Here is a 25,901-nt window from a genome sequence, read left to right on the forward strand (position 1 = left end):
CTACGGTGAACAGTCACACGGCGCGTGTGAAGGGTAGGTGCCGCGGTGACCGCGGATTCCGGGCACGCCAAGTCGGTCGAAGAACCGAACGGGCACCCGACCGGGGGTCTGCCGACCCCTCTCGCCGAGACGCTGCGCTACGGGCCGTTCCACCGCGCATTGCGCGAGTCGATCGCCCACCGGGGCCTCTCGCTGGCACGGCTGCGCGCACATCTCGAACAGCTGGGTGTCCAAGTTGGCCAGTCGACGCTCTCGTACTGGCAACGCGGCCTGCGCCATCCCGAGGTGCCCCGCGCCATCAGCACAGTGCGCGCGCTGGAGACCGTGCTGCGCCTGCCGCCGTCGTCCTTGTTGGACCTCATCGGCCCGCGCAACGCGAACACCTACGCGCCACGGCCCGTCGCGACCTGGCCCGACCACGCACCTCTGCTCGCAACGTTCGACTCCGTACCAGAGGCCGCCCGGGGCAACGCCGACCTCGAAGTGCTCTCCGTGCACGACACCGCCCAGATAGGCATGCACCGCGAGCAGCGGTCCATCACCACGCGGCTCGTCGTGCGCGCGGTGCGCCAGGGACCGGACAGGTACCTGGCGACGCACCACGGCGACGACGGCTCGTTGATCGAGAACGCGATGGTGAGAGCCGGCGAAGGCTGCCGGCAGGGGCGGCTGCGCCGGGAAAGCGCTTCCCGCAACCTCGCCGTGGAGATGCTGTTCGACCGGCGGCTCGCGGCGGGCGAGGAGCACGTCTTCAGCTTCACGATCACCGACGACACCGGCAACGCGACCCCCGGCCACCACCGGACGTTCCGCGACACCTGCGGCTCGTACCTCGTGCAGCTCTCGTTCCACCGGCGGGCGATGCCCGCGCGCTGCATGAAGCAGTTCCTGGCCTCGGCCGACGCGACGCCGGTCGACGTCGACGAGCTGGTGTGCGGGCTCGGCGGCGTCGTCAGCGCGTACTTCGGCGACGTCGGGCCGGGGATCGCGGGCATCGCCGTCGAGTGGAGCTAGGGGCGAGGAAAGCGAGGGAGCTAAAGACCGGCGCTCCGAAGAGCATTCCGGTTCCGGAGTTAGAAGGAAGCTCCCTCATGGCCTCGCTGGGACCACGGTAGCAGCGAGGCCGCTCAATCCGACAGCAGTTTCCCGAGTTCTGACACCGTGGTGACGGTTCCGGTCTCGTCCTGCGTCAATCCGATGCGGAGCACCGGCGAATCCATTGTGGATTCTTTGCGCGCAAACAGGTCCTTCAGCCGCGCCACGGTGAAGTACTTGCGCCGCAACGCCGCCGCGGCGATCAGCTTCACGACGTCGCGGTTCTCCTCGACCCGGTTGCCCCACGACGTGCCGCGCAGGTAGAGGTGCAGCCAGGTGCCGAACCAGGTGTCGCCCTCCCGTTCGAACATCACCGGCAGCGCGACCTTTCCCTTGCCGCGCATGGCGGAGCGCGCCCGCACCGTGCTCGGTTCGAACGGCTTGCCCATCTGGTCGAGGTCGCGGCTCATGAACCCGAACATCGACTCGGCGACGTCGTCGAACCCTTCTCCCGAGAAGATGTTCACCTGCGGCACCACGTACTTGGCGTTCGTGTTGATCCGGTGCACGTCGATGAACTCCGTCGCACCGTTCCAGGCGTCCGTGACGTCGCCCGAGTAGAAGGCGCCGTCCTGTTTCAGCTGCGTCCACGACACCTGCCCCTGGTACTCGAACCTCTCGTCGAGCAGCACCGCGGACAGGTCGTAGTCGGTCCGCTTCGCGTGCTGCCGCCAGTGCACGAAGAACCGCAGCACGTCACCTTCGAGCCAGAACTTCGACCCGCGCGGAAGCACGCCGAAGCCTTCTTCGGTACCGGACACCGGCACCACGACGTCGAGCACCTCGTCGTCCACGACCAGCTCCGAGCACTCCGGCAGCCGGCGGATCAGCTCGTTCTCGACCACCTCGACGATCGCCGCGACCGCCTGGGGATCGAGCGGCTCGCGGGCGTCGTCGGCGATCCACACCCTGCGCGCACGGGTCGGGAAGATGCGGGCAGCGTCCGGCGTCGTGCGGTTCGACAGGTGTTCCAGCACCGAGACGAGCACGCGGCTGGACACCTCCGGCACCGCGGCCTCGACGCGCGCGGCGAGGTTTCCGGCGCCGTTGCGGAGCAACCTGTCGAGCTGCCGCAGCAACAGACCGGGCGCCTTGGCCAGGATCCCGGCGGCGCGGTCGGCGTCGTTCTGCGCGAACGCCAGCTCGACCTGCCCGGCGAACGACCGCGCGACCTTCTCCTTGCGCGCCACCGCGAACACGTCCTGCGCCCGCTCGAACGGGTACTCGTGCGGGTGCAACCGCTCACCGAGCCGCTTCCACGCCTCGCGGTGCTGCCCGACGTCGCCGAGCTTGCTCTCCGCCACCTCGTTCAACGCGCCGAGCAACGCCCTGCGCTCAGGCCGGCGGAACGACCGGAAGCGCGTCGGTTCCACGAGCGTGACGTCTCCCCCGGACGCCTCGGCCGCGAGCCGCAGCACGTCGGTGACGGTGTCGATGTCCTGGAGCGGCCGCTGCGCGACCAGCCGGGCGGCGTTGAGGATCGCCCGGTTCTCCCGGACGGGCACGTCCAGTTCGCCGTCGGGGCACAGCACGGCCAGCTCGCCGAGCAACGCCCTGTCGTTCTCCGCCAACGGAATCGGACTCGTGGCGAGCTCTTCGAAGAGGCGCTGGGCCTCCTCTTCGAGCGTGCCCCCGAGGTGCACGAGCATGATGCGGTCCTTCAACGACGGGATCAGCTCGTCGTGCGCCCGCAGCATCTCCTCGTAGGAGTGCTGGACCCGCCCGTACTTCGGCAGGTCGAGGAGGTTGTTCGTCGGCGCGATGCCCTGCTCCAGCGCGTCCCGCAGGCACTCCCACCAGAACGCGAGGGTGTCCGGCACGTTGTGCGGGAACTCCTTGAAGTACGGGTTGTGCTGCCCGCGCGCACCGATCAGCTCCTTGACCGCGCGCACGACCTCCGCGGCGTAGTCCTCGGCGCCGGCCAGGCCGGAGACGTGTTCGAGCAGCTCCCGCGAGGCCTTGAAACCCGACCTGATCAGCGCGGCGTCCAGCTGCCTCGCGACGGCGGCACCGTCACCCGGCGCACCGTCCGAAGTGGGCACGCGCAGGGTCTTCTTGATGATGGTCGTCCGCACCTGGTCAGTAAAACCCGCACGTCAACGCAATTCCACCCATTTGGGCACGATGTTGTTCGGGCTCCAACGCCTAACGTCAGACTGCATGAACGGTGATCCGTCCACCCCCTACAGCCGCGACCTGGGCGACGAGCTGCGCCAGATCCGCGAGAGCTTCACGACGTTCCGCGGGCGGAAGATCGCCAAGATGCTCGGCTGGGACCCCGGCAAGGTCTCGAACATCGAGCACGGCAAGGTTCGCGCGACCGAGATCGACATCATCCAGTACCTGGGCCGATGCGGCCGTCCTCAGGCGTTCATCGAGGACTTCCTGAGGCGGTACCGCTCCGCCTTCGACCTCTACTTCGTGCAGGTCCCGGACAACCTGCGCACGATGGCGATGGCCGAGTCTGCAGCGGACAAGATCACCACCTACGACCTGGCGAACATTCCAGGCCTGCTGCAGCCCGAGGAGTACGCACGGGCGCTCTACGAGGCACGTGGCGTCCTCACGCCGGACCTGATCGAGGCGGCCATCCGTTTTCGGATGGAACGACAGGCGATCCTGCGACGGCACAACCGCCCGGATTGCACCTTTTACATCCACGAGAATGCTCTGCGGCTCAAGGTCGGCAGCGACGAGGTCATGGAAGACCAACTCTTGAGGCTGCTCTTCCACACCCACGCCATTCGGATCATCCCTGCGGCCAGCGGCCCGGCTGGGGTGCTGCTGGCTCACTACGTGCATTGGCAGTACGAGAAGCGCAGCGACGTGGCCTTCACGGAGACCGACCTCGCGATGGTGTTCGTGCAGGACGACATCGGCGTACGACGCTGCAAGTCGATCTTCGCGAGGCTAGATGCCCTCGCTCTCGATGAGGAACAATCGCGGTCGATGGTGGCGGATCTCGCCAGCCGATCGCGGGAGGACCTCAGTGGCCGGAAACTGCACCTGGCGTAAGAGCAGCTACAGCGGCGGTGACTCTGTCGACAGCGACTGCGTCGAAGTGGCATTCGCCCAAGCCGTGCGCGTGCGTGACTCCAAGAACATCGCAGGTCCCGAGCTGGAGTTCAGCGTCGAGGCTTGGCAGGGATTCATCGAAGCTCGGTAGCCGCTTGCCACGGCAAGCCCTCGGGGCGTGTGCCCTCGTTCGCCAGCAGTTCCCGAAGGGCTTGCCGCACCACGTCGAGTGACACCTCTGAGTCAGCCGGGAACCCGTGCGCCGTCCCGTAGTACAGGTAGCGGACGCCGTCCGGGTTGACCTGTTCTCCCTTGCTGAACCACTCGCCATCATCACCGGCGTAGCGAACAGCGCCAAGCGCGGTGGCCTGGTCAACGCCAACCACCAACTCGTGCGTCGGGTCCTCGTCGACGGACTCGTCCACGGCGTAGACCGTCGCCGACTGGTAGTCCGGCCCTGCGTTCAGCAGCTCAGCAAGAAAGCTGTCGATGTCGTCGTCGCTGCGCAACAAGCTCACGCCTGCGCCATGCTTGTACGAAGCCTCCAAGACATAGCTCATCTCTGGGCTTCCTTCCACCGGTAGGTCTGCTCGCCGCCCGGCCAGTGAATCGTCACGGTTTGACCTGGTTTGAGGATTCTCGACAGAAGGCGGTCGCACGACCATCGGCCTTCATTGCAAGGCTCATTGTCGACGGCGAGCGTAACGTGCTTCGCGGCAGTCCGCGGAGCGCCGCAGCGAGCTTGACCTCGACGTGGGCTGCCACCCACGAGGTGCCACGAGGGGGACCAATTCGAAGTTCCCTGAGGCCGGCTGCGGACAGGTGAGTCGAGCTCCAGCACCTCACTCGTCCGGCCGCTTCCCTCCAAGCGGTTGGCCGCAACGGTCACGTCGGCGTGAATCGCGGACAGCTGACGTTGCAGCTGATCAATCCCGTTGATGACTTGGCTGAACCAGTCGAGCACCCGATGGAATTCGGCTTGACCGCTTCCCGCCGAGAACTGCTCGATGAGGCTGCGGGCTTCCTCAGCGGCGTCAAGTACATCTGGCCGGCGTTGGGCGGGCAAGACGTCAGCTGAGCCCGTCGGGCACCGGCAGGTCCAGCGCAGCGAGGAACCGCCGAGTCTTGACCTCGACGAACACCTCACCGTCGTCGATCTCGTCGATGTCCTCGGACTCGTTCCACTCGAACGCGTTCGGGTCCTCGTCCTCGGCCAGGAACGCGAGCAGCTCCGCCTGCTTGGCCGGAACGTCACCGCCGGAGTTGAGCGACGCCCACCACTCGGCCAGCCCCGCGGCCTCCCGCAGGACGTCGGTCGGGTCGGAGGCGCTGGGGTTCTCGAAGTACGTTCGCGGCGTCAGGCCCAGGTAGGCGACACCGGAGCCGGTGCCGGCCGGGGCGTAGACGACCGACGTGATGTCGCTGTCGTGGATGTCGATCCACAGGAACGGCTCCGCGAGGGGCGGCAGTTCGCCCTCGGACAGCGTCTTCCAGGAACCGTGCTCGTAGGCGTAAGTGCCGAAGAATCCCACGGTGAACATGAAACAGGGGCCTCCCGCGACGCGCGCGGGAGGCCCCTGTCAACTACGTCAGTAGCGGTAGTGCTCCGGCTTGAACGGGCCCTCGACGTCGACGTCGATGTACTCGGCCTGTTCCTTGGTGAGCTTGGTCAGCTCGCCGCCGAGCGCCTCCAGGTGGATGCGCGCGACCTTCTCGTCCAGCACCTTGGGCAGGCGGTAGACCTCGTTGTCGTACTCCTTGAACTTGGTGAACAGCTCGATCTGAGCGATCACCTGGTTCGAGAAGGAGTTCGACATCACGAACGACGGGTGGCCCGTGGCGTTGCCCAGGTTCATCAGGCGGCCCTCGGACAGCACGATGATCGTGCGGCCCGACGGGAAGACCCACTCGTCGACCTGCGGCTTGATGTTGTTCTTGCGGATGCCGGGGTAGCGCTGCAGACCGGCCATGTCGAGCTCGTTGTCGAAGTGGCCGACGTTGCCCAGGATCGCCTGGTGCTTCATCTGCGCCATGTGCTCGACGGTGACGACGTCCTTGTTGCCGGTCGTCGTGATGATGATGTCCGCGATCGGCAGGACCGACTCGAGCTTCGCGACCTGGTAGCCGTCCATGGCGGCCTGCAGGGCGCAGATCGGGTCGATCTCGGTGACGATGACGCGGGCACCCTGGCCGCGCAGGGACTCGGCGGAGCCCTTGCCGACGTCGCCGTAACCGCAGACGACCGCGACCTTGCCGCCCATGAGGACGTCGGTGCCGCGGTTGATGCCGTCGATCAGCGAGTGGCGGATGCCGTAGCGGTTGTCGAACTTCGACTTGGTGACGGCGTCGTTGACGTTGATGGCCGGGAAGAGCAGCTCACCGGCGGCGGCCAGCTGGTACAGGCGCATGACGCCCGTCGTGGTCTCCTCGGTGACGCCGCGGATGCCCTCGGCGATGTTCGTCCACTTCTTGCCGTCCTTCTCGAGCGACGCGCGGAGCGTGTCGAGAACGATCGTGTACTCCTCCGAGTCGTCCTCGGTGGCCGCCGGAACGACACCGGCCGCCTCGTACTGGACGCCCTTGTGGACGAGCAGGGTGGCGTCGCCACCGTCGTCCAGGATCATGTTCGGGCCCTTGCCGTCCGGCCAGGTGAGCATCTGCTCGGCCGTCCACCAGTACTCCGGCAGGGTCTCGCCCTTCCAGGCGAAGCAGGAGACGCCCTTGGGCTCCTCCTCCGTGCCGTGCGGGCCGACGACGACGGCAGCCGCCGCGTGGTCCTGCGTCGAGAAGATGTTGCAGGAGGCCCAGCGCACCTCGGCGCCCAGGTCAACCAGGGTCTCGATGAGGACGGCCGTCTGGATCGTCATGTGCAGCGAGCCGGAGATGCGGGCGCCCTTGAGCGGGTACACCCCGGAGTACTCGCGGCGGAAGGCCATGAGGCCGGGCATCTCGTGCTCGGCCAGCCGGATCTCCTTGCGGCCGAACTCGTGGAGCGACAGGTCGGCCACTGCGAAGTCGATGCCGTTGCGGGTCTGCAACCGTTCCGCGGTCATTACGAAGTCCTCCAGGGCACTTCAGCGAGGGTGTCGTCCGACCATACCGCCCGCTGATGCACCACTATGTCCCCCACGTTGGGTGAGGGAGGTCTCGGGTGTTGCTTACCGGCCCGGACACACGTGTCGTCGAACTGCGCGTCCACGGCGTCCAAGGAACGACGCCGCAGACGCTCGTCGACGCCGTTGCGGCCGTGGACGTTGCGGGGGACGGACTCGGACGGATCGTGCGTCCGGCCGACAGACTCCGCAGGCCCGCGCCTGGTCCAGTCTTGCAGACCGAGGGCCGTCCCATCCCCCGCGTGGTCGAGGGGTATCTGTGGGGTGGAATGACGTCCGGCGGTGTGGCCAAGGCCACGTGGGCGCTGCTCTTCCCGTTCAGCATCGCGAACGTCGCGCACTGGATGCTCCCTCCCGTCCCGGAGCAGAACCTGCCCGCTCACCTGCTCGGAATCGGTCTGCGGTCGTTGTTGCGGGTGTTCGCGCTGCTGCTGACGGCGTTGCTGGTCGCGCAGATCTCGGTGGTCAGCCTGGACCTGCTCGCCGCCCAGTGCCTGCGGCCCGCCACCGCGTGTCTGACCAGCATTCCGGGCGACGTGCGCGCCTTTCCCTGGTTCCGGACCTTCCTGGGGTTGCTGCCGATTCTGATGGTGATCGCGGTGATGCGGCGCGTCTCGCACGTCGAGTGGCGGATCGAGCGCAAGGAGATCGCCGACGCCGAGGAGAAGGACAAGCAGCCTCCGTCGGGGCTGCCCGGCGCGCACGTGGCGACGGACCCGGACACGGCGGCGTTGCGGTCGCTGCACGTCGTGGCCGCGCTCGCGGTGACGTCGCTGATCGCGCTGGGCGGACCGTTGCAGCAGCTCACGGCCGCCGGCGGCATGGGCGTCGCGATCACGGTGGCGTGGACTGTGTCGTTGGTGCTCGTAGGTGTGTCCGTGCTCGGCGTCTTGTTGTTGGACGACCCCACGGGCGGTGCGCCTCATCGTGGCGGACGGTGGCTGCGCGCGGCGTTGAGCCGCAAGCCCCGGCGGCTGCTGCTGGTGTTCTCGCTGCTTCTGGTGCTGACGACGCTGGGACTGCAGGAGCAACTGCCGTTGCGGGTGCCCGGCGCGGACGTGACCGTGCAGGTCGTGGCGTTGCTGATGGCGTTCGTGCTGGTGCTGTTCGGGCTGCTGCTCGTGCCCGCGGCGCTGCTGGCCCGCAAGACGTGGCGCTCGTTGCCGCGCGAACTGCGGCCGTGGGCCGGCGGCTGGTTCGCGGCGCCGGTGCTGGCGATCGCCGGGCTGCTCGGCGGCGGCTTCGGCGCCGGGGTGGCGTTGCCGGTGCGCAAGGCGCTGGGCGACGAGCTGCACCTGCCGCTCGGGTACACCTACATCACCCTGCTGTGGGGCGTGGCGGGGGTATTGGCGCTGCTGAGCATGCTCGCGGTGGCCTCGTTCACCGGTGCCGTGCGGTGGCGGGCGTTCCGCAAGGGCAAGGTGTGGGCGCGTGAGGCTTCGCTGCTGCACTCCGGCCGGATGCGCGACCTCCGCATGGCGACGCGGGCGTGGTGGTGGGCCCGCTGGGAACGCAACCACGGCCATCACATGATCCTGATCGTCGCGTCCGTGCTGGTGGTCGGCGCCGTGCTGGCCTCCTTGCAGCGGCTGCGCGACGTGGAGCTGGCTTCGTGGACGTATCCCTTCTCGGCTTTCGGCGTGTTCGTGCTCGGTCTGCTGGCCGTGTCGTTGCTGCGCGCGGTGTACCTGGCGGCGCGGCAGCCGGAGTCGGGACGGCGGCTCGGCATCATCGCGGACATCGCGCAGTTCTGGCCGCGTGAGGCGCATCCGATCGTGCCTCCCTGCTACGCGCTCAAGGTCGTGCCGGAACTCGTAGCCCGCGTGCAGGACCACCTGCGCGACCCCGGCACCCGCGTCGTCCTCTGCGGCCACTCGCAGGGCTCCCTGCTGGTCGCCGTCGCCGCGGCCCGCCTGCTGGAGGACCTGCCTCCGCACGACCGCGAGCGGATCGGCCTGCTGACGGCCGGTTCGCAGCTGCAGTGGGCCTACCCGCGGGCGTTCCCGGCCGTGGTGCCGCACGCGTCGCTGGCCCGGCTGGCCGGCGGGCTGGACGGACGCTGGCGCGCGCTGTGCCGGGGCACGGATCCGCTGGGCGGCGCGGTGACGACGTGGCGGCGGCAGGTGTTCGACGGCATGTTGCTCGGCGTCGGCTACCGCGAGGACGGATCCGAGGGTGCCTTGGCGCCTGCCCTGCGCGGGCCCACCGGGGCGTTGGTGCTGGGTGGCGACCACTGGCTGCCGGATCCGCAGCGGGGGCCGTTCCCCGGACGGCGGTGGCGGTCCGGGGTGTCGGCGCACTCCGACTACACGTCGGACCCGGAGTGGGACCGGGCGGTGGCGATCGCGGCGGGGCTGCTGCAGGTGGACGCGCCGGAGTCGCCTTCGCTGCCGTTCGCGCGGAAGCCGGCAACCCGGTCTCGGGACGCGCTGGGAGGCTCCTGACGTGAGGGAGCACATCGACGACCCCATGGCAGAAGCGGTGATCAGATGGCGGACGGCGGAGCAGGGCGGGCGGCGATCCGGTCCGCCCACGGCCCCCGTCTACATGGCCACGGCGGTGTTCACGCCGGGTGACGCGCACATCAGCGTCCTGATCGAACAGCTCGATGTGCGCGAGGACGAAAGCCGCACCTGCAAGGTCGACTTCCTCGTGCGCGAACTGGCCAGGCCCGCTCTGGTCCCCGGCGCGAGGATGCTGGTGATGGAAGGGCCCAGAGTGGTGGCGGAAGCGGACATCCAGGTCGTCCACGCTGGGTAATCTGCGGACCATGCTGACTGGGGATCTTGTTCGACTGCGGCCCGTCGAGCCGGAGGACGCCGACGCGTTCCACCGCTGGCACAACGACGAAGAAGTGATGCGGTGGCTGCAGAGCTACTTCCACTCGTCGCTGGCGTCGGCGCGCAGACGCTTCGCCGACCGTCAGGAGAACTCGTACGAGAAGGTCACCTTCTGCATCGAGACGTTGAAGGACGGCAAGCTCATCGGCGTCGTCGTGCTGCGGGACGCGGATCCGATCAACGCGCGGGCCGAGGTCGACGTCTACATCGGCGAGAAGGACCACTGGGGCGGTGGCTACGGCACCGATGCCCTGCGCACGGCCTGCCGGTACGGGTTCGACACCATGCGGCTGCACTCGATCGAGCTCGGCGTCGTGGAGGCGAACACCCGCGCCATCCGGTCCTACGAGAAGGTCGGGTTCCAGGTCGACGGGCGGTTCCGGCAGTCGTTCTTCCGCGACGGCGAGTGGCACGACGCGCTGCTGATGTGCGTGCTGAAGGACGAGCTCAAGTGAGTGCGGGCGCGAGGTGGCCGATCGCCTCGCGCAGGTGATCTTCGACCGAGCCCGCCGAGACGACGACCAGTCCGGACGGGCGCAGGTCGACCCACCGCCGCACGGCCAGGCGGGCGGCCGCCGACACCGCGGCCGCCAGCACTTCGGCGCCCTCGTCGGACTTGCCGAGCCTCGAGGCGATCACGTCGGCGATCGGCGGTTCCAGTTCCGCCACCGAGTCGAGGTAGGCCGCGCGCAACGCCGGTGTCGAGGTGATCAGCGCGAGGGCCTCGGTCGGTGGTTCGCGGTACTGCTCGGCGAACGCGGCGACGATCGAGTCGACCAGGGGCTCGTCGGAGGGCCTGGCGCGCAACGCTTCCGCGACCTGGAGCGCTCGCGTGGCCGTGATGCCCGCGACGATCGCGTGCTCTCTGCTGGCGAAGTAGTTGTTGTAGGTGCGCGGCGAGACGTTCGCCGCCTCGGCGATCTCGTCGACGCGCACCTCGTCCACGCCCTTCTCCAGGGCGAGCCGCAGGGCGGCGGCCGACAGCGCCGCTCGGGTCTCGATCTTCTTGCGCTCGCGCAGTCCCACGGCGATCACTGTAGAGACCTGTTGCGACACGATCACTACCGATTGACTTTCGATAGATGACTACCGATACTCGATGCATGATTTCTGAACGTTGGGCGGTGACGGCGCTCCGGGTGTTCCTGGTGGCGCTGTTCGGGATCCTCGTGATGCTGGAGACGTTCTCGATCCCCGGCCAGTACGCGCACATGGCTCAGCAGAACCCGGACGAGGCCCATCTGAGGTGGCCCTCGACGATCGTGTCGATCTTCTGGATCGTGTGCGTGCAGGTGGTGATCGTGGCCACCTGGAAACTGCTCACGCTGGTGCGCAAGGATCTGATCTTCACCGAAGGCGCGATCAGGTGGGTCAACGTGATGGTGTGGGCGATCGCCGCGGCGTGGGCCGTGCTCGTGGGCGTGTTCATCTGGGTCGGCGTCAACGCCGACGACCCGGGGGTGATCGTGTTGTTCTTCCTGTTCACGTCGGCGGTCTCGGTGGTCGGGCTCGTGCTCGTGGTGATGCGGGCGCTGCTCAAGCGCGCCACGGAACTGCGGGCTGACATGGAATCGGTGATCTGATGGCCATCGTCGTGCGCATCGACGTCGAGCTGGCCAAGCGCAAGATGAGCGTCGGCGAGTTCGCGGAGAAGGTCGGGCTGACGCCCGCCAACGTCGCGGTGCTGAAGAACGGGCGCGCGAAAGCCGTGCGGTTCAGCACCCTGGAGGCCATGTGCCGGGTGCTGGAATGCCAGCCGGGTGACCTCCTCGAGTTCGTGGACGACGAGGAATCCGCCTAGCCCAGCCGTTTCGCCAGTCGGTCGGCGGCTTCGAGCCGCTCCGACTCGGCGAGCAGGCCCACCGGTGCCAGCACGTAGTCGCGGTCGACGGTGATCTCGGCGGCCTTGAGCACCGGCCGCAGCACCGGGTCGGCCCGCAGCGCCTCGACGATCGGCCCGATGTCGGGCGTGTGCCGGAAGACTCCGCCCGACAGCACCAGCAGGCCCGCCCCGTGTGGTCCGAGCTGGCCGTCGACCTGCCTGAGATGCCTGCGCACGGCCAGGATCGCCGCGAACGACGCCAGCTTCACGTCGACCGCCGGGTCGTCCGCGAGCCAGTCGACGTTCTCGGCGCGGAACTGCGCCTCCGCGGTCAGGTCCTCGGTCGTCAGGCGTTCGGTCAGCGCTTCTTTCACCACGCCCGGCGCGGACCAGCGCATGCCCAGATCGCCCTCGACGGTGCGCCGGTCCGGCGGCAGCGCGACCGTCCTCTCCAGACCTTCACTGTCCGCAGTGGACACCGCCGAGTACACGTCCGTGGTCGCGCCACCGACGTCCACCACCAGCACGGCACCTTCGCGATCCTGTGCGGCCAACCGGGAAACGCCTGCCAGCACGGCATCCGGCGTCACGGCCCGCACGAGCTGACGGAACCTCGGGCCCCTCGAAAGCCCCTTGCCGCCGATCACGTGCTGGAGGAACGCCTCGCGGATCGCCCTGCGTGCGGGTTCCGGGGCGAGCTGACCGACGTCCGGCAGCACGTTCGGACAGGCCACCACGGTGCGCTTCGCCAGCAGTTCCAACGCTTCCGGCTGCGCCTCGACGTTGCCGGCCAGCACGATCGGCACGGCCACGCGGGCGAGCTTCCCGGCGTTGTGCAGCAGGACCGACCGATCACCACCGTCCGTGCCGCCGACCAGCAGGACCAGGTCAGAGGCCGACGCGCGCAACGCCCTCACGTCGACCGGGCCCGCGCTGACGTGCACGATCTTGGCGCCCGCGCTGAGCGCGACCCGGTAGCCGGCCTCGGCGCTCACCACCCGTTCCTGGCCGACGACGGCGAGCCTGAGGCCGCCGCCCGCGGAGGAGCACGCGAGGATCTCGCCGTCGCCGACCTCTTCGCGCAGCGCGTCGATGCCCCGCAGCACCTCCGGCGGCGTGGTCGGGTGCTGCCCGGTCCTGACCAGCTCGCCCTCTCCGGTGATGAGAGCGGCCTTGGTCCAGGTGGAACCGACGTCGAGACAGAGGATCACGGGGTTAGCTTGCCACCATGAAGCTCACACCCAAGGTGATCCTCGAAGGCACGCGGCTGACCGGCAAGACGGATCTGGCCTTCGCGTTGAACGAACACCCTCGTCTGGTCGGTCACCGCAGGTACCGGTACCACTCACCGTTGATCTCGGGTGAGTGGAGCGGTTTCAGCAACGAGCCGTGGGGCCGTGGGCTGATCGACTTCGCGCCGGAGGAGACCGCGCACGCGATGGAGACCTACGAGACGTGGGCGCGGATGTTCGAACTGCAGCGCTACTACTCGTGGATCGTCGACCGGTTCCACCTGTCCACGTTGGCGTACCAGGCGCGGCAGGGGCGCGACTTCGACTTCGGCTGGCTGGAGGAGAGACTGAAGCCGCTCAACTTCGCGATCGTGCTGTGCACACGGCCTGAGGACACGTTCGAGGCGGCACGGGAAGAACGGCTGAAGATCAGCGCGAACCCGAAGCAGTACGTCTCGCTGGAGCCGTTCGTCGAGGAGCAGCGCCAACTCCGCGAGCTCGCGGCGAAGTCGATCCTGCCGGTGCTGGAGCTCGACGTGACGCGGCAGGGCCCGGACGACGTGGCGCAGTGGCTGGACGAGCATGGGTTGCTGACGCTCTAGTCGTCGGCCTTCTCGTGCACGACCTTCATGAACGACCCGAGCTGCGCGAGCTGCTCCGGCGTGAAGAGGTCGATGAGGTATTCGCGGACAGTCCCGACGTGGCCGGGCGCGGTGGTCCGCAGCAGGTCCTTGCCCGCGTCGGTGAGCACGGCGAGGATGCCGCGCTCGTCGGACTCGTGCGGCTCGCGCCGCACGAGTCCGGCCTTCTCCAGCTTGCCGATCTGGTAGGTCAACGAGCTCTTCGACACCACGACCCTGCGCGCGAGTTCGGTCATGCGCATGCGGTTGTCCGGCTGTTCGGACAGCACGATCAGCACGTTGTACTGCGCGTGCGAGAGGCCCGCGTCGCGCTGCAACTGCTGTTCGATCTGCCTCTCGAGGAGGTGGTAGGCCTGGACGAAGTGGTGCCAGGCCGTCGCCTCCTCCTCGGAGAGCCACCGCGCGTTTTCCATGGTGCGCAGGTTAGTTGGTGACGAGCTAGATGCCGGGCTCTTCGCCGTGCTTGACCACCGGTTCGGGTTCGACCTTGCCCTGGCCCGTCTTGCCCAGCACCGAATTGCGTCGGCTGTAGACGAAGTAGACGACCACACCGAGCGCCATCCAGATGAGGAACCGGATCCACGTGAGCGCGGTCAGGTTCAGCATCAGCCACAGGCAGGCGAGGATCGCGAGGATCGGCACCAGCGGCACGAGCGGCACGCGGAAGCCGCGCGACAGGTCGGGCCTCGTCTTGCGCAGCACCAGCACACCCGCCGAGACGAGGATGAACGCGAACAGCGTGCCGACGTTCACCATCTCTTCGAGCTTGCCCGCCGGGAAGAAGCCGGCGGCGACCGCGACGAGCACACCGATGATGATCGTGATGCGCGTCGGCGTGCCGTGGCTGCCGGTCTTGGCGAGCTTGCGCGGCAGCAGTCCGTCGCGCGACATCGCGAACAGCACGCGGCTCTGGCCGAGCATCAGCACCATGACGACCGTGGTCAGACCGGCGAGCGCACCGACCGAGATCACCGTTGCCGCCCAGTCGACCCCGTTGTCCGAGAACGCCTTGGCGAGCGTCGCGCGCGTGCCGTCCGGCTGCGTGGCGAGTTCCGTGTACGGCACCATGCCGGTGATCACCAGCGTGACGGCGACGTACAGCACCGTGACGATGGCCAGCGAGCCGAGAATGCCGCGCGGCACGGCCTTCTGCGGGTTCTTCGTCTCCTCCGCCGTGGTCGCCACGACGTCGAATCCGATGAACGCGAAGAACACGATGCTCGCCGCGGCCAGCATGCCGAGCACGCCGTAGGTGCTGCCCGAGTAGCCGGTGATCAGCGAGAACAGCGACTGCTCGACCCCGGTGTGCGCGGCAGGACCACCACCTTCGGCGGCAGGCGGGATGAACGGCGAGTAGTTCTCGGCCTTGATGTAGGTGATGCCCAGCACGATCACGAGCAGCACCACCGCGACCTTGATGGCCGTGATGACCGCGCTGACCCGCGAACTCAGCTTCGTACCGATGACGAGGAGCGCAGTGAGCACCGCGACCAGGAGCACGGCGCCCCAGTCGAACTTGATGCCGCCGCCCACCTCGGTCTTCACGTCGAGACCCATGAGCCCCAACGTCGTCTGCAGGTAGGCCGACCACCCCTTGGCGACCGCGGCCGAGCCGACCGCGAACTCCAGCACCAGGTCCCACCCGATGATCCACGCGGCGAACTCGCCGAACGTCGCGTAGGAGAAGGTGTACGCGCTACCCGCGACCGGCACCGTCGAGGCGAACTCGGCGTAGCACAACGCGGCCAGCGCACAGGCGATCGCCGCCAGCACGAACGACAGCGAGACCGACGGCCCCGCGATGTTGCCCGCGGTGCTCGCGGTGAGCGTGAAGATGCCGGCACCGATGACGACCGCCACACCGAAGACCGTGAGGTCCCACGCCGTCAGATCCTTGCGGAGCTTGGTGCCCGGCTCGTCCGTGTCCGCGATCGACTGCTCGATCGACTTCGTGCGCCACAACCCGTTCCCCGGCACGGTGCATACCTCCTTGATGGAACCTGAATTGGCCCACCCTAGAGGTAACCACCAGGTGAGATGCCCATAGCTCGATGGCCGCGGGTTGCGCCGAACGGTTGTTCCGGACGGTGATCACACTGGTCACGGGTGATCGCCGTGCCCCACTCGCCCGATGGCTGCCGCTGCCGACGTGATGGGGATCGTGACGGGCGTCATCGGCTTGGTCGTGGGATTGATCTCGCTGTAGCCGCAGATCCGTTCGGACGTCCGGGTCAACGACGCGCCCCGCCGCGAGGCGCCAGGACCTGCCGCCAGGATCCACCTGGCGACATCAGCTCTTCGGCGGCGTGTTCCTCGCAGCGGTCACCCTGCTCGTCGTGTTCATCGACCGGTACCGCACCCGCGACACCCGCTGACACGACGAAGCCGCCCCGGGCAGAACACCCGGAGCGGCTTCGAAGAACGTCAGATCAGGAGCTGGAGACCGTGGACCGGTCCAGGTCCGGCTCCAGGTAGATCAGCCGGGCGTGCGGCACCTTGGCCCGCACCCGCTGCTCCGCGTCGTTGATCGCCTGAGCCACCTCGTCGAGCGACAGCTGCGGCGCCAGCGCGATCTTCGCCGCGACCAGCAGCTCCTCCGGCCCGATGTACTGCGTCTTGATGTGGATGACCCGCTGGACCTTGCCGGCGGCCAGCTCGTCGATGATCACGTCGAGGTCCTTGTCGGCCGCGCCCTCACCGATCAGCAGCGACTTCATCTCGATGATCAGGATGATCGCGATGATGCCGAGCAGCACACCGATGGCGATGGTGCCGAGCGCGTCGAAGACCGGGTTGCCGGTGATCGTCGCGAGGCTGACGCCGATCAGCGCCAGCACCAGGCCGATCAGCGCGCCCGCGTCCTCCAGCAGCACGACCGGCAGTTCCGGCGTGCGGGAGTTGCGGATGAACTGCCACCAGGTGGCGTCACCCTTGATCTTCTTCGACTCGACGATCGCGGTGTAGAAGCTGTAGCACTCCAGGCCGATCGCGACCACGAGGATGCCGACCGCCACCAGCGGGCTGGAGAGCTCCTCGGGGTGCTGCAGCTTGTGGATGCCCTCGTACAGCGCGAACACCGAGCCGAGGGTGAACAGCATCAGCGCCACCACGAACGACCAGAAGTAGCGGTCGCGGCCGAAGCCGAACGGGTGGAGCCTGGTCGCCTTGCGCTGGGCCGTCTTCTGGCCGAGCAGCAACAGGCCCTGGTTCGACGTGTCGGCGACCGAGTGCACCGACTCGGCGAGCATCGACGACGAGCCGGTGATCAGGAATCCGATGAACTTGGCCACCGCGATTCCGGCATTCGCGACCAAGGCCGCGACAATGGCCTTGGTTCCGCCCCCTGCTGACACGCCTGTCTCCTCGCAACAAGTCCGGTTTGTCCGGTCGTGAACCTTAGTCTGTTCCGGCCGTGGCGCGGAAAAGTTCAGCGGATTCAACACCATCCGGTCGCAGCAGCACGGCCGGATCCGACGCGGGGAGCCACACGGACTCGCCACGCGCCAGCCGCAACTCCTCGCCACGGGCGTTGGTGAGTACCACGGCGCCCTCGGTGCAAATCATGATCTGCGGACCCTCGTGGTCGATCCGGGTCTCGTGGGCCAGGTCCAACCTGGACAGTTCGAACTCCGGCGCGGGTGTGCGGTACACGCGGACGCCGGGCTGGACCTCCTCGCCCAGCAGCACTTCCATGTCACCGCACGTGAAGTCGAGCACTCGCAGCAGCTCGGGCACGTCGACGTGCTTCGGAGTGAGGCCGCAGCGCAGGACGTTGTCCGAGTTCGCCAGGATCTCGATGCCGGTGCCCCGCAGGTAGGCGTGCAGGTTGCCGGCGGGCAGGTGGATGGCCTCGCCCGGCTGCAGCACGATGCGGTTCAGCAGCAGCGCCGCGAGCACGCCCGCGTCGCCGGGGTAGGACTCGCCCAGCTCCAGGATCGTGCGGCACTCCAGGTCGAACTCGCCGTGCTCCTTCACGTGCAGCACGCACGCGTCCAGCACCTGCGGGAGCAGCGTCGACAGCGACGTCTGCGGCAGCGTGATCAGCATCGTGAACAACGCGCGCAGGCCTGACGAGTCCGGCTGCGCGACCAGCATCTCGGTGTACGGCGAGAGTGCGGGCGCGTCCAGCGAGCGCAGCAACGAGACCGTCCGCGACGGCTCGCGGAAGCCTGCCAGGGCGTGGAACTCGGTCAGGGCGCAGACCAGTTCCGGCTTGGCGGCCGGGTCCTTGTAGTTGCGGACCGCGGCGTCGAGCGGAACGCCGCGGCGCTCCTCGGCCGCGAAGCCCTCCGCCGCCTGCTGGGCCGACGGGTGTGCCTGCAGGCTCAGCGCCTCGTCGGCGGCGAGCACCTTGAGCAGGAACGGGAGCCTGCTGCCCCACCTCTGCGCCACGCGCGGGCCGAGCTGGCCGTCGGGGTCCGCCGTCAGCAGGTCGAGCAGCGAGCGCTCGATCCCGTCCGCGCCACGGACGCGGGACGGGTCGCCGGGGTGGGCGCCCATCCACAGTTCGGCCTCGGGATGGGGTGCGGGCACCTCCTTCCCGAGCAGCTCGGCGATGGCCGTGCGCGAACCCCACGCGTACGGCCTTACCGCGTTGTGCAGCAGGTCCACTTCTAAGTCAGCTCCCAAATCAGTACGGGTTGCCGCCGAGAGTCCCGGCGGCGAGCCCGAGGTACAGCGCGGCCAGTTCGAAGCGCAGCGCGAGCAGCGCGGCGCTGACCGCGTCGCCTCCCGCCACCTCGACGGCCGGCTCCAGCACGTCCGCGCCCGGCAGGGCGTCCTCGGCGGCGTGGCGCACGGCATCGGCCACGGGGCCTTGGCGCACGGCCAGCAACAGCACGCGCACGAGTCCGCTGCCCGGCTCGTCGTCCGGGTCGGCGAAGAGGTCCGCACCCGAGGTCCCCTGCACCGCGCGGCGGTGCAGGACCGGGCGGGTCAGCGCCTGCGAGTACCCGGCGACGTCGCAGGCCACGCCGGCGAAAGCTCCCAGCACGCCGGCGCCGTGCACACCGATCGACGTGGCGACCTCGTCGAGGCCCCACAGCAGCGGCGTGCGGTCGGCGACGCGCAACGCGAGCGACTTCGCCGGGTTCACGAACGACTCGTGCATCGGGTGGTCGCGCTCGGCCTCGCGGTCGAGCTCGTCGGCGATCAGTTCGACGTCGGCCTTGAGCAGGCCGAGCGAGTGCAGCACCAGCAGCCACGCGGCGAACGCGCGCGGGAAGCTGAAGCCCGGTGGTACGTCGATGCGGGGCGGCAGCAGCACGGCACGGCCGGCGGCGGCCGCGGCGATCGGACCGGAGTCCGGCGCCGTCAGCAGTGTGCGGGCGCCCCTGCGGACGGCCCGGTCGATCGACTCGGCGAGCACCCGGTCACCGGGGTCCTCGGTGTGGGCCAGCACCACGTCGAGAGCGCCCACCCACGGCGGCACCTCGTCGGACACCACGACCGGCACCGAGCAGCCGGGACCGAGCAACGCCATGACGACGGCGGCGACGGCGACCGAGTGGCCGGGCCGGGTGATGAGCACCACCGCGCGCGGGCGTTCGGCGAAGATCCGCTCCACCCCCGCCTCGGCCGCGGCCTCGGCGGTGGAACGGACCTGTGCCCCCGCGCGTGCGGCGGCGCGCAGCCAGCCGCCCGTGTCGGCGTCGGCGAGGCGGCTCTGGTCGTCGAGCAGCGTGTCGTCGAGCACCTACGTCACCCAGCCGACGGCGGCTCGACCGCCTCGTCCAGCAGCAGGACCGGAATGCCGTCGCGCACGGGGAACGAACGACCACACGCAGTGCACGTGAGGAAGTCCGCCTCCGGGTCGGACGGCGTACCGACCTGCAGCGGCGCGTGCTCGGGGCACGGGCAGGCGAGGATTTCCAGCAACTGCTCTTCGAGCTTGACGGCCACGATGTTCTCCTCAGGCCCGCACGATCGCGAGGACCTCGTCGCTGAGCGCGGCGACGGCCTCGGGGGTGGCGGCTTCGACGTTCAGGCGCAGCAGCGGCTCGGTGTTCGAGGCACGCAGGTTGAACCACGACCCGTCCGCCAGCTGCACGGTGAGACCGTCCAGCTCGTCGATCGTGACGCCGTCCTTGGAGCCGTACGCGTCCTTGATCGCGGCGATCCGACCGGCCTGGTCGGTGACCGTCGAGTTGATCTCACCGGAGGCTGCGTAGCGGTTGTAGATCGAGGTCAGCGCAGACAGCGGGCCGTCCTGCTCACCGAGCGCGGCCAGCACGTGCAGCGCGGCCAGCATGCCGGTGTCGGCCTTCCAGAAGTCGCGGAAGTAGTAGTGCGCGGAGTGCTCGCCACCGAAGATGGCGCCGGTCCTGGCCATCTCCTCCTTGATGAACGAGTGGCCGACGCGCGTGCGCACGGGCTTGCCGCCGTGCTCGGCGACGATCTCCGGCACGGCGTGCGAGGTGATCAGGTTGTGGATGATCGTGCCGCCGGGGTCCTTCGCGAGTTCGCGCACGGCCACCAGCGCGGTGATCGCCGACGGGCTGACCGGGTCGCCGTTCTCGTCCACGACGAAGCAGCGGTCCGCGTCGCCGTCGAACGCGACACCGGCGTCGGCACCCTCTGCCTTCGTGCGGGCCTGCAGGTCGACGATGTTCTTGGGGTCGAGCGGGTTCGCCTCGTGGTTCGGGAAGCTGCCGTCCAGCTCGAAGTACATGGGGATCACCTCGATGGGCAGGCCCTCGAAGACCTGCGGCACCGTGTAGCCGCCCATGCCGTTGCCCGCGTCCACCACGATCTTGAGCGGGCGGATGTTCTTCAGGTCGACCAGGTCGTTGAGGTACGCCGCGTACTCGACGAGCATGTTGCGCTCCTCGAACGTGCCGGGCTCGACGCCCTCGACGTCGGGGACCTGGTTCTCGGCGTCCTGGCGGATCTGCGCGAGACCCGTGTCCTGGCCGACCGGCGAGGCACCCGCGCGGCACATCTTGATGCCGTTGTACTGCGCCGGGTTGTGGCTCGCGGTGAACATGGCGCCGGGCAGGTCGAGCTTGCCGGACGCGAAGTAGAGCATGTCGGTGCTGGCCAGGCCGATGCTGATCACGTTGACGCCCTGGGCCTGAGCACCCTCGGCGAACGCACGGGACAGCCCCGGCGAGGAGTCACGCATGTCGTGACCGATCACGATCGCCGGTCCACCGACCAGGCGCGCGAAGGCGGCGCCGAAGTCGCGGACCAAGCCGGCGTCCAGCTGTTCGCCGACCACCCCGCGGATGTCGTACGCCTTGACGATGCCGGACAGGTCACGCACGCCGCACACTCCCGAAACTCGCTCTTGACGGCCACTGCCAGGGCAGCCTACCGGCGAGAAGATTAGTGGTGCGTGTGGTCAGTCAGTCCTCGTGCGGATCGGGCAATACCCGCAGGTGGCCACGCCGATGAGAGCCCGCAGGCACATCGGGCAGCTTCGGGCTCACATCAGCCCGCCCAGCCTCCCGCACGGCCTCGGCCAGGGCCGTCAGGTCGTCCACAGTCGGCTCGGGCGCCGCGAACTCACCCTGATGCCTCACGACCTCCCAACCCCGCGGCGCAGTGAGCCGCAAGGCGTGCTCCTCGCACAGGTCGTAGCTGTGCGGTTCGGAGTACGTGGCAAGCGGCCCGACGACCGCGGTGGAGTCCGCATAGGCGTAGGTGAGCGTGGCGACAGCCGGGTTAGCACACCCGGTTCGCGAGCACCGTCTCACGCTCCGCACGATCGGGGACGATAGCGCGTCCTCGGGAGGCTGTGTGTGAGGCACGCTGTGTTTAGTCGTCAGGGGTAGCAACTAGGCTGCTTGGTTGTGGTGATGGCACGGGGTTCTCAGCGGCAGGGTTCGCCGCGCCGACGCAACCGCGACCGGCACGGACGGGGCCTGCGCGGCCCTCTCTACCCGGCCACGCTCCCGGCGGCCCGCTCCCGGGCCGAACGCTTCGACGCCCTGGTCATCGAGGCCCTGGAGCCCATCGAGGCGCGCTGGCGCACCGAACTCACACAACTGGACGTGGCAGTCGACGACGTGCCGGACGTCCAGGTGGAGGGCGAGGACGGCGTGGTGGAGGACGGCAACGTCCCCCTGGCCCGCCTGCTGCCCGCGGGCTCGGACAACCGCGCCCGCATCGTCCTGTACCGCCGCCCGCTGGAAGCCCGCGCGAAGGACGGCGCCGACCTGTCCGACCTGGTGCACGACGTGCTGGTGGAGCAGATCGCGAACTACCTGGGCCTCGACCCGGACGTGGTGGACGAGGGCTGAGACCCCTCTCACACCCCGCAGTTCAGCGCGCCCACGCGCCCTGATCGCGCGCGAAGCCGAAGACGAGCCGTCGTCACCGAACGCTCCGGGTGGGGTGGCTTCGTCACGAGTCGTGCCACCCCACCGACGCGCCACACGCAGCAACGCGCCTGCGCCCAACTCAACAGGCGTGCCCCTACCCGCGTGCGGCGTGGCCCCGGCTTCGGATCACATCGGCGGGGTCTGGGGCGGGGCCCCAGGAGTCCGCCGCCGAGTGGGCACAGCGGTCAGCAACGTGAACAACGCCGCCGCGGCCTGACCGAGCAACAAGAAGTCCCGCAACGTGCTGGACACGGAAACCCGGACCTCGGCCCCACCGGACGGCAACGGCACCCCGACCAGATGCCCCCAGGCCCGGACGACAGGCACCGCGGCCCCGTCCACGGAAATCTGCCAGCCGGGCTCGTCCTCAGCGGCGAGCACCAGCACCCGCCCCTCCCCACCGGGCGAAACCCGAACAGCCACATCAGGCAGGGACACGTTCACCGGCGCCACCCCGTCAGCACCAAGCTCAGACGGCGGCTCCCCGCCGGTACGAGCCCGACGAGCAAGATCAGGCGCCAGCAACACCCCGGTGTCAGCAACCAGCCGCATCCGCAACACAGGCCGCCCGCCCGAAGCCCGCGGCGCCTCCGACACCAACTCCCCGGCAGCCGACCGAACCCGAGCGGACGCCTCCTCAGACGGCAGCACCAAGAACGCGACACCGGACGAAGCGGCCTGCCCCAGCGCCACCTTCACCGCCGGCGCCGCCCCGTCGAGCAACGAGGAGTTCCACCGCCGCAACCGAGCAGGCGACGACACCGTGGGCACCAGATCGTCGTCCCCGAACGCAGGCATCCGTCCGGCAACCTGACGCACAGGCGACCCGAGGATCAGCACCGAGCGCCCGGTCCGCTCCAACTCGGCGGTCAGCGAAGCATTCAACGCAAGCCCGCCGTCGGCCTTCAAAGGCCCGGACCGCAGGTCCAGGAACCCGGCCACTCCGAGACTGACCAGAGTCACCACGCCGACGACGTACACGGCCCGCCGGACGGCGGCCCGCCCGGCCACACCGGGCTGCACCCCGCGCTGGCACCCGGCGAGCACCACGCAGACCAGTCCCCAGGCCAAGATCACCAGCGGCGTCCCGGGCCAGGCACCCACCGCGGCCACCGCCGCCAGAGCCCCGATGGCCAGCACGATCACCGTCAGGCCGGGCAACATCGAGGCGTTCGGCCGCAGGACGGCGGCGGCGAACGCGGCGGCCACGAAGACCGAGCACACGATCAGGTTCGGCGGTGGCGACTCGAACGCGGCGCCAAGGCCGTTGAGGACCATCTCCGGGTGTTGCAGCAAGACGGCGGGCCACGGCAGAAGCAGGCCCATGGGCAGAAGCACGATCACGAACAGAGCCGCGATCCTGCGCGCACCACCGGTCACCGCGATGAAGCCGCCCAGTGCGCCGATGATCACCACGACGTGGGTCAGCGGTGAGAAGGCGCCGAGGATCGCGACACCGATGGCGGTGCCCGAGGCCATGGGCAACCAGGCGTGCGTGGACGACGCGCGCAAGACGGCGTACACGCCTGCGAAGACCACGGGCGTGACGATGTGCACAACGACGACGTCCAGACGGCCTTCGGCCACGGCGGTCGTCGCGACCGGCAGCAGGCCGTAGAAGGCCGCCACCACCGCGCGCACGGAACGGCGTACGCGCAAGCCGCGTGACGCGATGTAGGCCGACAACGCGGCGAGGGGGATGTCGCCGAGCAACAACAGGGCGACGGCGAACGACGGTCCGCCGGGGATCAGACCCAGGACGGCCAACGCCGCGGGTGCGGGCGCCGCCGTGCCACCGAAGACCGGGTGCCAGGAGGACAGGTAGGTCGACCAGACCGACCCCACCGATCCGACCGGGAGCAGCCGGCCGCCCGCGAGGTCGAGCCCGAGCCTGGACCAGTTGGCGATCACCGCGACGGCCGAGAGCGACAGCAGCAACAGCACCGGGGGCGCCAGCAGCAGGGAGCGCAGCACCCGCGACTGGTCGACCTCGACGAAGACCATGCCGGAGCCGGCGCGCGGGCCGGGCGACGGACGGGGCCGCGGCGAAGGACGCAGAGCGCCGGGCAGCGCGGCGTCGACGGGAACGACGACGGGCGGACGGCGCAGACCGGCGACACGCGGACGACCGCGGGACGCGCCGGCGGGCAGAGCGGACGGGCCGACGAGGCGGGAGTCCACTTCGGACGGTTCGAGCCACGCCGAACCGGAATCGGTTGCGGGCAAACGACCCAGCGCGGCGTCGGCCTCGACCCGGCGGCGGATCAGGAAGGCGGCGCCGGCGCGCACGGCGTTGCGCAGCCGGGTGAGTCTGCTGGTGAAGAGGCCGCGCACGACGGCGGAACCGCGACGGGCACGCCGTCCCCGCAGCAAACGGCCCCGCGTCAGGAGGTAGCGGGCCGCGCCGACTTCGGCGTGTGCGTCCGCGAAACGCCGGAGCAGCAGGAAGCCGAGGGCCCGCAGCAGCGACAGGAACAGCAGCCGCGGCACTCCGACGAGAAACGACAAAGTTGAACAATTGACCAAAAATGTACGCATGCCGTGCGCACGGTCGACGCCACGAAATGACGGACCGGGCCGTGCCATCGCCGCGTCCAAACGGCGTGCGCCTTTAGTAGCGGCGCGCGCATGTCGCATGCGTGCGACGGGTACGCATAGGACCAAATGACCCGCGCGATTAGCGCGCCAGCCGAAGTCGAGATCATCGCGCAGCAGCGGCATCGCTTCGTCGTAACCGCCGAGCGAGTGCCACACCTCACGTTTGATCAACGATCCGGCGGACGATACGGCGAGAACCTCGGTGCTCTGCTGAAACGATGCGGAATGTTCCGCGGAGGACAGACCAGTCTGTCGATGTCCTGAAGAATCCGTCGAGAGACCCGCCTCGACGACCAGACGAGAATCCACCCAATCGAGGCACAGCGGACCGAGCACGGCGACCGACGGCGACACCTCGGCCGCGGTCAGCAGAGCCGCCAGGCAGTCCGGTTCGGGTGCGCTGTCGTCGTGCAGCAGCCACAGCCACTTGCCCGGGTCGCCCCACCGTTCGACGGCGTGCTCGACCGCGAGGCGCACTGCGGTGCCGTAGCCCGTGCCACGCGGCGCGGTCAGGACTCCGTCCAGCAGATCTCCGGCCTCCGCCAGGACTTTTGCCGTCCGATCAGTCGATCCGGTGTCGACCGCGATCACGTGCCGGGGACGAATTCGCTGGCGCCGCAAGGCAGACAGCGCCGTGCTGAGCCACTGGTCGCCGTCGTGGCAGACCAGGACGCACAGCACCGGCGCTGTCCGGAGCCTCGGGTGAGGGCTTGTCACGCCCTCAAGTTAAGGCAGAAAGATCACGCTTCTGACCGACTAGACGGCTCGCTTCTTCAGCTTGCGGCGTTCTCTCTCCGAGAGACCGCCCCAGATGCCGAAGCGTTCGTCGTGCTGGAGTGCGTACTCCAGGCACTCCGAACGAACCTCGCAGCCCAGGCAGATGCGCTTGGCCTCCCGCGTCGAACCACCCTTTTCGGGGAAGAACGCCTCGGGATCCGTCTGGGCGCAGAGCGCACGCTCCTGCCAGTCCTGCTCGTCGGCAGGGTCGAACAGGTACGACAGCTCGCCCTGTACGACCGGCTGCGTGACGTGATCTTCTTCGAGCTCTTCGAATTCCTGCATTTCGTCCGCCTCCTCGCCTTCCGCTCTCCCCGGTTGGCGGACGCCAGTCGCCGTTCCCACAACGACGAATGACACCGATGTGATTACACCTGCGTCACAGCGGGCGGTCAAGCCGAGTCCACACGTCGGGGGATATTCCCGCAGATGGCCGCAAAAACC

Annotated in this window: 28 protein-coding genes; 11 read left to right on the plus strand and 17 right to left on the minus strand. The window is 68.9% G+C overall.

Features of this window, described 5'->3' with window-relative positions:
* The first annotated feature begins 45 nt into the window (after positions 1–45).
* Positions 46–1,014 carry a hypothetical protein gene (locus AB0M48_RS18480; protein ID WP_363843092.1) on the plus strand — a complete coding sequence of 323 codons (969 nt, stop codon included), beginning with the start codon at positions 46–48 and terminating at the stop codon, positions 1,012–1,014.
* Between the two features lie 113 nt (positions 1,015–1,127).
* Here the strand turns inward: AB0M48_RS18480 and AB0M48_RS18485 are convergent, their stop codons facing one another.
* Complete coding sequence (locus AB0M48_RS18485; protein WP_363843095.1) at positions 1,128–3,170, minus strand: hypothetical protein; 2,043 nt, start codon at positions 3,168–3,170, stop codon at positions 1,128–1,130.
* A gap of 85 nt (positions 3,171–3,255) precedes the next feature.
* On the opposite strand from AB0M48_RS18485, the gene AB0M48_RS18490 reads away from it, so the two are divergent.
* Entirely contained in the window at positions 3,256–4,110 is an 855-nt protein-coding gene (locus tag AB0M48_RS18490; RefSeq protein ID WP_363843098.1) for a DUF5753 domain-containing protein, read from the plus strand.
* Positions 4,025–4,261: a DUF397 domain-containing protein gene (locus tag AB0M48_RS18495; RefSeq protein ID WP_363843101.1), complete on the plus strand. Its 237-nt coding sequence runs from the start codon at positions 4,025–4,027 to the stop codon at positions 4,259–4,261. Before AB0M48_RS18490 ends, AB0M48_RS18495 begins: the two co-directional genes overlap by 86 nt.
* On the opposite strand, the gene AB0M48_RS18500 is transcribed toward AB0M48_RS18495, so the two are convergent.
* Together AB0M48_RS18500 and AB0M48_RS18505 are read right to left on the minus strand one after the other, a co-directional pair.
* Complete coding sequence (locus AB0M48_RS18500; protein ID WP_363843105.1) at positions 4,245–4,688, minus strand: Imm1 family immunity protein; 444 nt, start codon at positions 4,686–4,688, stop codon at positions 4,245–4,247. The genes AB0M48_RS18495 and AB0M48_RS18500 overlap by 17 nt on opposite strands.
* The gene (locus AB0M48_RS18505; protein WP_363843970.1) at positions 4,667–5,074 is read right to left on the minus strand and encodes a DddA-like double-stranded DNA deaminase toxin; all 408 of its coding nucleotides are present in this window, start codon (positions 5,072–5,074) and stop codon (positions 4,667–4,669) included. The genes AB0M48_RS18500 and AB0M48_RS18505 overlap by 22 nt, the downstream gene beginning before the upstream one ends.
* Between AB0M48_RS18505 and AB0M48_RS18510 the strand changes: the two genes are divergently transcribed.
* Positions 5,006–5,188 carry a hypothetical protein gene (locus AB0M48_RS18510; protein ID WP_363844008.1) on the plus strand — a complete coding sequence of 61 codons (183 nt, stop codon included), beginning with the start codon at positions 5,006–5,008 and terminating at the stop codon, positions 5,186–5,188. The genes AB0M48_RS18505 and AB0M48_RS18510 overlap by 69 nt on opposite strands.
* On the opposite strand, the gene AB0M48_RS18515 is transcribed toward AB0M48_RS18510, so the two are convergent.
* Both AB0M48_RS18515 and ahcY read right to left on the minus strand, forming a co-directional pair.
* Positions 5,181–5,651, minus strand: a complete 471-nt coding sequence (locus AB0M48_RS18515) for a hypothetical protein (RefSeq protein ID WP_363843108.1) — start codon at positions 5,649–5,651, stop codon at positions 5,181–5,183. The genes AB0M48_RS18510 and AB0M48_RS18515 overlap by 8 nt on opposite strands.
* Positions 5,652–5,699: 48 nt before the next feature.
* Positions 5,700–7,163, minus strand: coding sequence for an adenosylhomocysteinase (gene ahcY / locus AB0M48_RS18520; RefSeq protein ID WP_363843111.1), 1,464 nt, complete (start codon positions 7,161–7,163; stop codon positions 5,700–5,702).
* A 98-nt stretch (positions 7,164–7,261) separates the two neighbouring features.
* On the opposite strand from ahcY, the gene AB0M48_RS18525 reads away from it, so the two are divergent.
* Genes AB0M48_RS18525 through AB0M48_RS18535 form a run of 3 tightly spaced genes read left to right on the plus strand, consistent with a single transcriptional unit; the run spans position 7,262 to position 10,518 of the window.
* Entirely contained in the window at positions 7,262–9,667 is a 2,406-nt protein-coding gene (locus AB0M48_RS18525) for a hypothetical protein (protein ID WP_363843114.1), read from the plus strand.
* A gap of 1 nt (position 9,668) precedes the next feature.
* Positions 9,669–9,983: a hypothetical protein gene (locus AB0M48_RS18530; RefSeq protein ID WP_363843117.1), complete on the plus strand. Its 315-nt coding sequence runs from the start codon at positions 9,669–9,671 to the stop codon at positions 9,981–9,983.
* A gap of 10 nt (positions 9,984–9,993) precedes the next feature.
* On the plus strand, positions 9,994–10,518 hold the full coding sequence (locus AB0M48_RS18535) for a GNAT family protein (protein WP_363843120.1): 525 nt from the start codon (positions 9,994–9,996) through the stop codon (positions 10,516–10,518).
* Here AB0M48_RS18535 and AB0M48_RS18540 read toward each other — a convergent pair.
* Positions 10,511–11,089 carry a TetR family transcriptional regulator gene (locus AB0M48_RS18540; RefSeq protein ID WP_363843123.1) on the minus strand — a complete coding sequence of 193 codons (579 nt, stop codon included), beginning with the start codon at positions 11,087–11,089 and terminating at the stop codon, positions 10,511–10,513. The two genes, AB0M48_RS18535 and AB0M48_RS18540, sit on opposite strands and share 8 nt — an antisense overlap.
* A gap of 77 nt (positions 11,090–11,166) precedes the next feature.
* On the opposite strand from AB0M48_RS18540, the gene AB0M48_RS18545 reads away from it, so the two are divergent.
* A complete protein-coding gene (locus tag AB0M48_RS18545; protein ID WP_319988855.1) occupies positions 11,167–11,646 on the plus strand; it encodes a DUF2975 domain-containing protein in 480 nt (159 codons plus the stop codon).
* On the plus strand, positions 11,646–11,864 hold the full coding sequence (locus tag AB0M48_RS18550; RefSeq protein WP_030476549.1) for a helix-turn-helix transcriptional regulator: 219 nt from the start codon (positions 11,646–11,648) through the stop codon (positions 11,862–11,864). The genes AB0M48_RS18545 and AB0M48_RS18550 overlap by 1 nt, the downstream gene beginning before the upstream one ends.
* Here AB0M48_RS18550 and AB0M48_RS18555 read toward each other — a convergent pair.
* Complete coding sequence (locus tag AB0M48_RS18555) at positions 11,861–13,096, minus strand: glutamate mutase L (RefSeq protein ID WP_363843128.1); 1,236 nt, start codon at positions 13,094–13,096, stop codon at positions 11,861–11,863. The genes AB0M48_RS18550 and AB0M48_RS18555 overlap by 4 nt on opposite strands.
* Positions 13,097–13,113: 17 nt before the next feature.
* On the opposite strand from AB0M48_RS18555, the gene AB0M48_RS18560 reads away from it, so the two are divergent.
* Positions 13,114–13,719: a hypothetical protein gene (locus AB0M48_RS18560; protein ID WP_363843131.1), complete on the plus strand. Its 606-nt coding sequence runs from the start codon at positions 13,114–13,116 to the stop codon at positions 13,717–13,719.
* On the opposite strand, the gene AB0M48_RS18565 is transcribed toward AB0M48_RS18560, so the two are convergent.
* The 8 genes from AB0M48_RS18565 to AB0M48_RS18600 all read right to left on the minus strand — a co-directional run bounded on the left by AB0M48_RS18565 (position 13,716) and on the right by AB0M48_RS18600 (position 21,464).
* Entirely contained in the window at positions 13,716–14,171 is a 456-nt protein-coding gene (locus tag AB0M48_RS18565) for a MarR family transcriptional regulator (protein ID WP_319985756.1), read from the minus strand. The genes AB0M48_RS18560 and AB0M48_RS18565 overlap by 4 nt on opposite strands.
* Before the next feature lie 25 nt (positions 14,172–14,196).
* A complete protein-coding gene (locus tag AB0M48_RS18570) occupies positions 14,197–15,735 on the minus strand; it encodes an amino acid permease (protein WP_363843134.1) in 1,539 nt (512 codons plus the stop codon).
* 452 nt (positions 15,736–16,187) lie between these two features.
* Positions 16,188–17,111, minus strand: coding sequence for a cation diffusion facilitator family transporter (locus AB0M48_RS18575; RefSeq protein ID WP_363843137.1), 924 nt, complete (start codon positions 17,109–17,111; stop codon positions 16,188–16,190).
* A gap of 43 nt (positions 17,112–17,154) precedes the next feature.
* Positions 17,155–18,369, minus strand: coding sequence for a mannose-6-phosphate isomerase, class I (manA, locus tag AB0M48_RS18580; protein ID WP_363843140.1), 1,215 nt, complete (start codon positions 18,367–18,369; stop codon positions 17,155–17,157).
* Between the two features lie 19 nt (positions 18,370–18,388).
* On the minus strand, positions 18,389–19,453 hold the full coding sequence (locus AB0M48_RS18585; RefSeq protein WP_363843143.1) for a hypothetical protein: 1,065 nt from the start codon (positions 19,451–19,453) through the stop codon (positions 18,389–18,391).
* Between the two features lie 5 nt (positions 19,454–19,458).
* A complete protein-coding gene (locus tag AB0M48_RS18590; RefSeq protein WP_189154297.1) occupies positions 19,459–19,659 on the minus strand; it encodes a Trm112 family protein in 201 nt (66 codons plus the stop codon).
* A gap of 10 nt (positions 19,660–19,669) precedes the next feature.
* Positions 19,670–21,022 (minus strand): phosphomannomutase/phosphoglucomutase, encoded by a 1,353-nt coding sequence (locus AB0M48_RS18595; RefSeq protein ID WP_363843147.1) that lies wholly within the window; start codon positions 21,020–21,022, stop codon positions 19,670–19,672.
* An 82-nt stretch (positions 21,023–21,104) separates the two neighbouring features.
* Positions 21,105–21,464 carry a DUF3499 domain-containing protein gene (locus tag AB0M48_RS18600; RefSeq protein WP_189154299.1) on the minus strand — a complete coding sequence of 120 codons (360 nt, stop codon included), beginning with the start codon at positions 21,462–21,464 and terminating at the stop codon, positions 21,105–21,107.
* Positions 21,465–21,557: 93 nt separating this feature from the next.
* Here AB0M48_RS18600 and AB0M48_RS18605 point away from each other — a divergent pair, with 93 nt between their 5' ends.
* Complete coding sequence (locus AB0M48_RS18605) at positions 21,558–22,001, plus strand: metallopeptidase family protein (RefSeq protein ID WP_319985762.1); 444 nt, start codon at positions 21,558–21,560, stop codon at positions 21,999–22,001.
* Positions 22,002–22,208: 207 nt separating this feature from the next.
* On the opposite strand, the gene AB0M48_RS18610 is transcribed toward AB0M48_RS18605, so the two are convergent.
* Together AB0M48_RS18610 and AB0M48_RS18615 are read right to left on the minus strand one after the other, a co-directional pair.
* Complete coding sequence (locus tag AB0M48_RS18610) at positions 22,209–25,397, minus strand: glycosyltransferase (protein WP_363843152.1); 3,189 nt, start codon at positions 25,395–25,397, stop codon at positions 22,209–22,211.
* A gap of 39 nt (positions 25,398–25,436) precedes the next feature.
* Complete coding sequence (locus AB0M48_RS18615; RefSeq protein WP_051784712.1) at positions 25,437–25,742, minus strand: WhiB family transcriptional regulator; 306 nt, start codon at positions 25,740–25,742, stop codon at positions 25,437–25,439.
* Positions 25,743–25,901: the final 159 nt, after the last annotated feature.

The organism is Lentzea sp. NPDC051208 (assembly GCF_040682435.1).
GTDB lineage: Bacteria > Actinomycetota > Actinomycetes > Mycobacteriales > Pseudonocardiaceae > Lentzea > Lentzea kristufekii.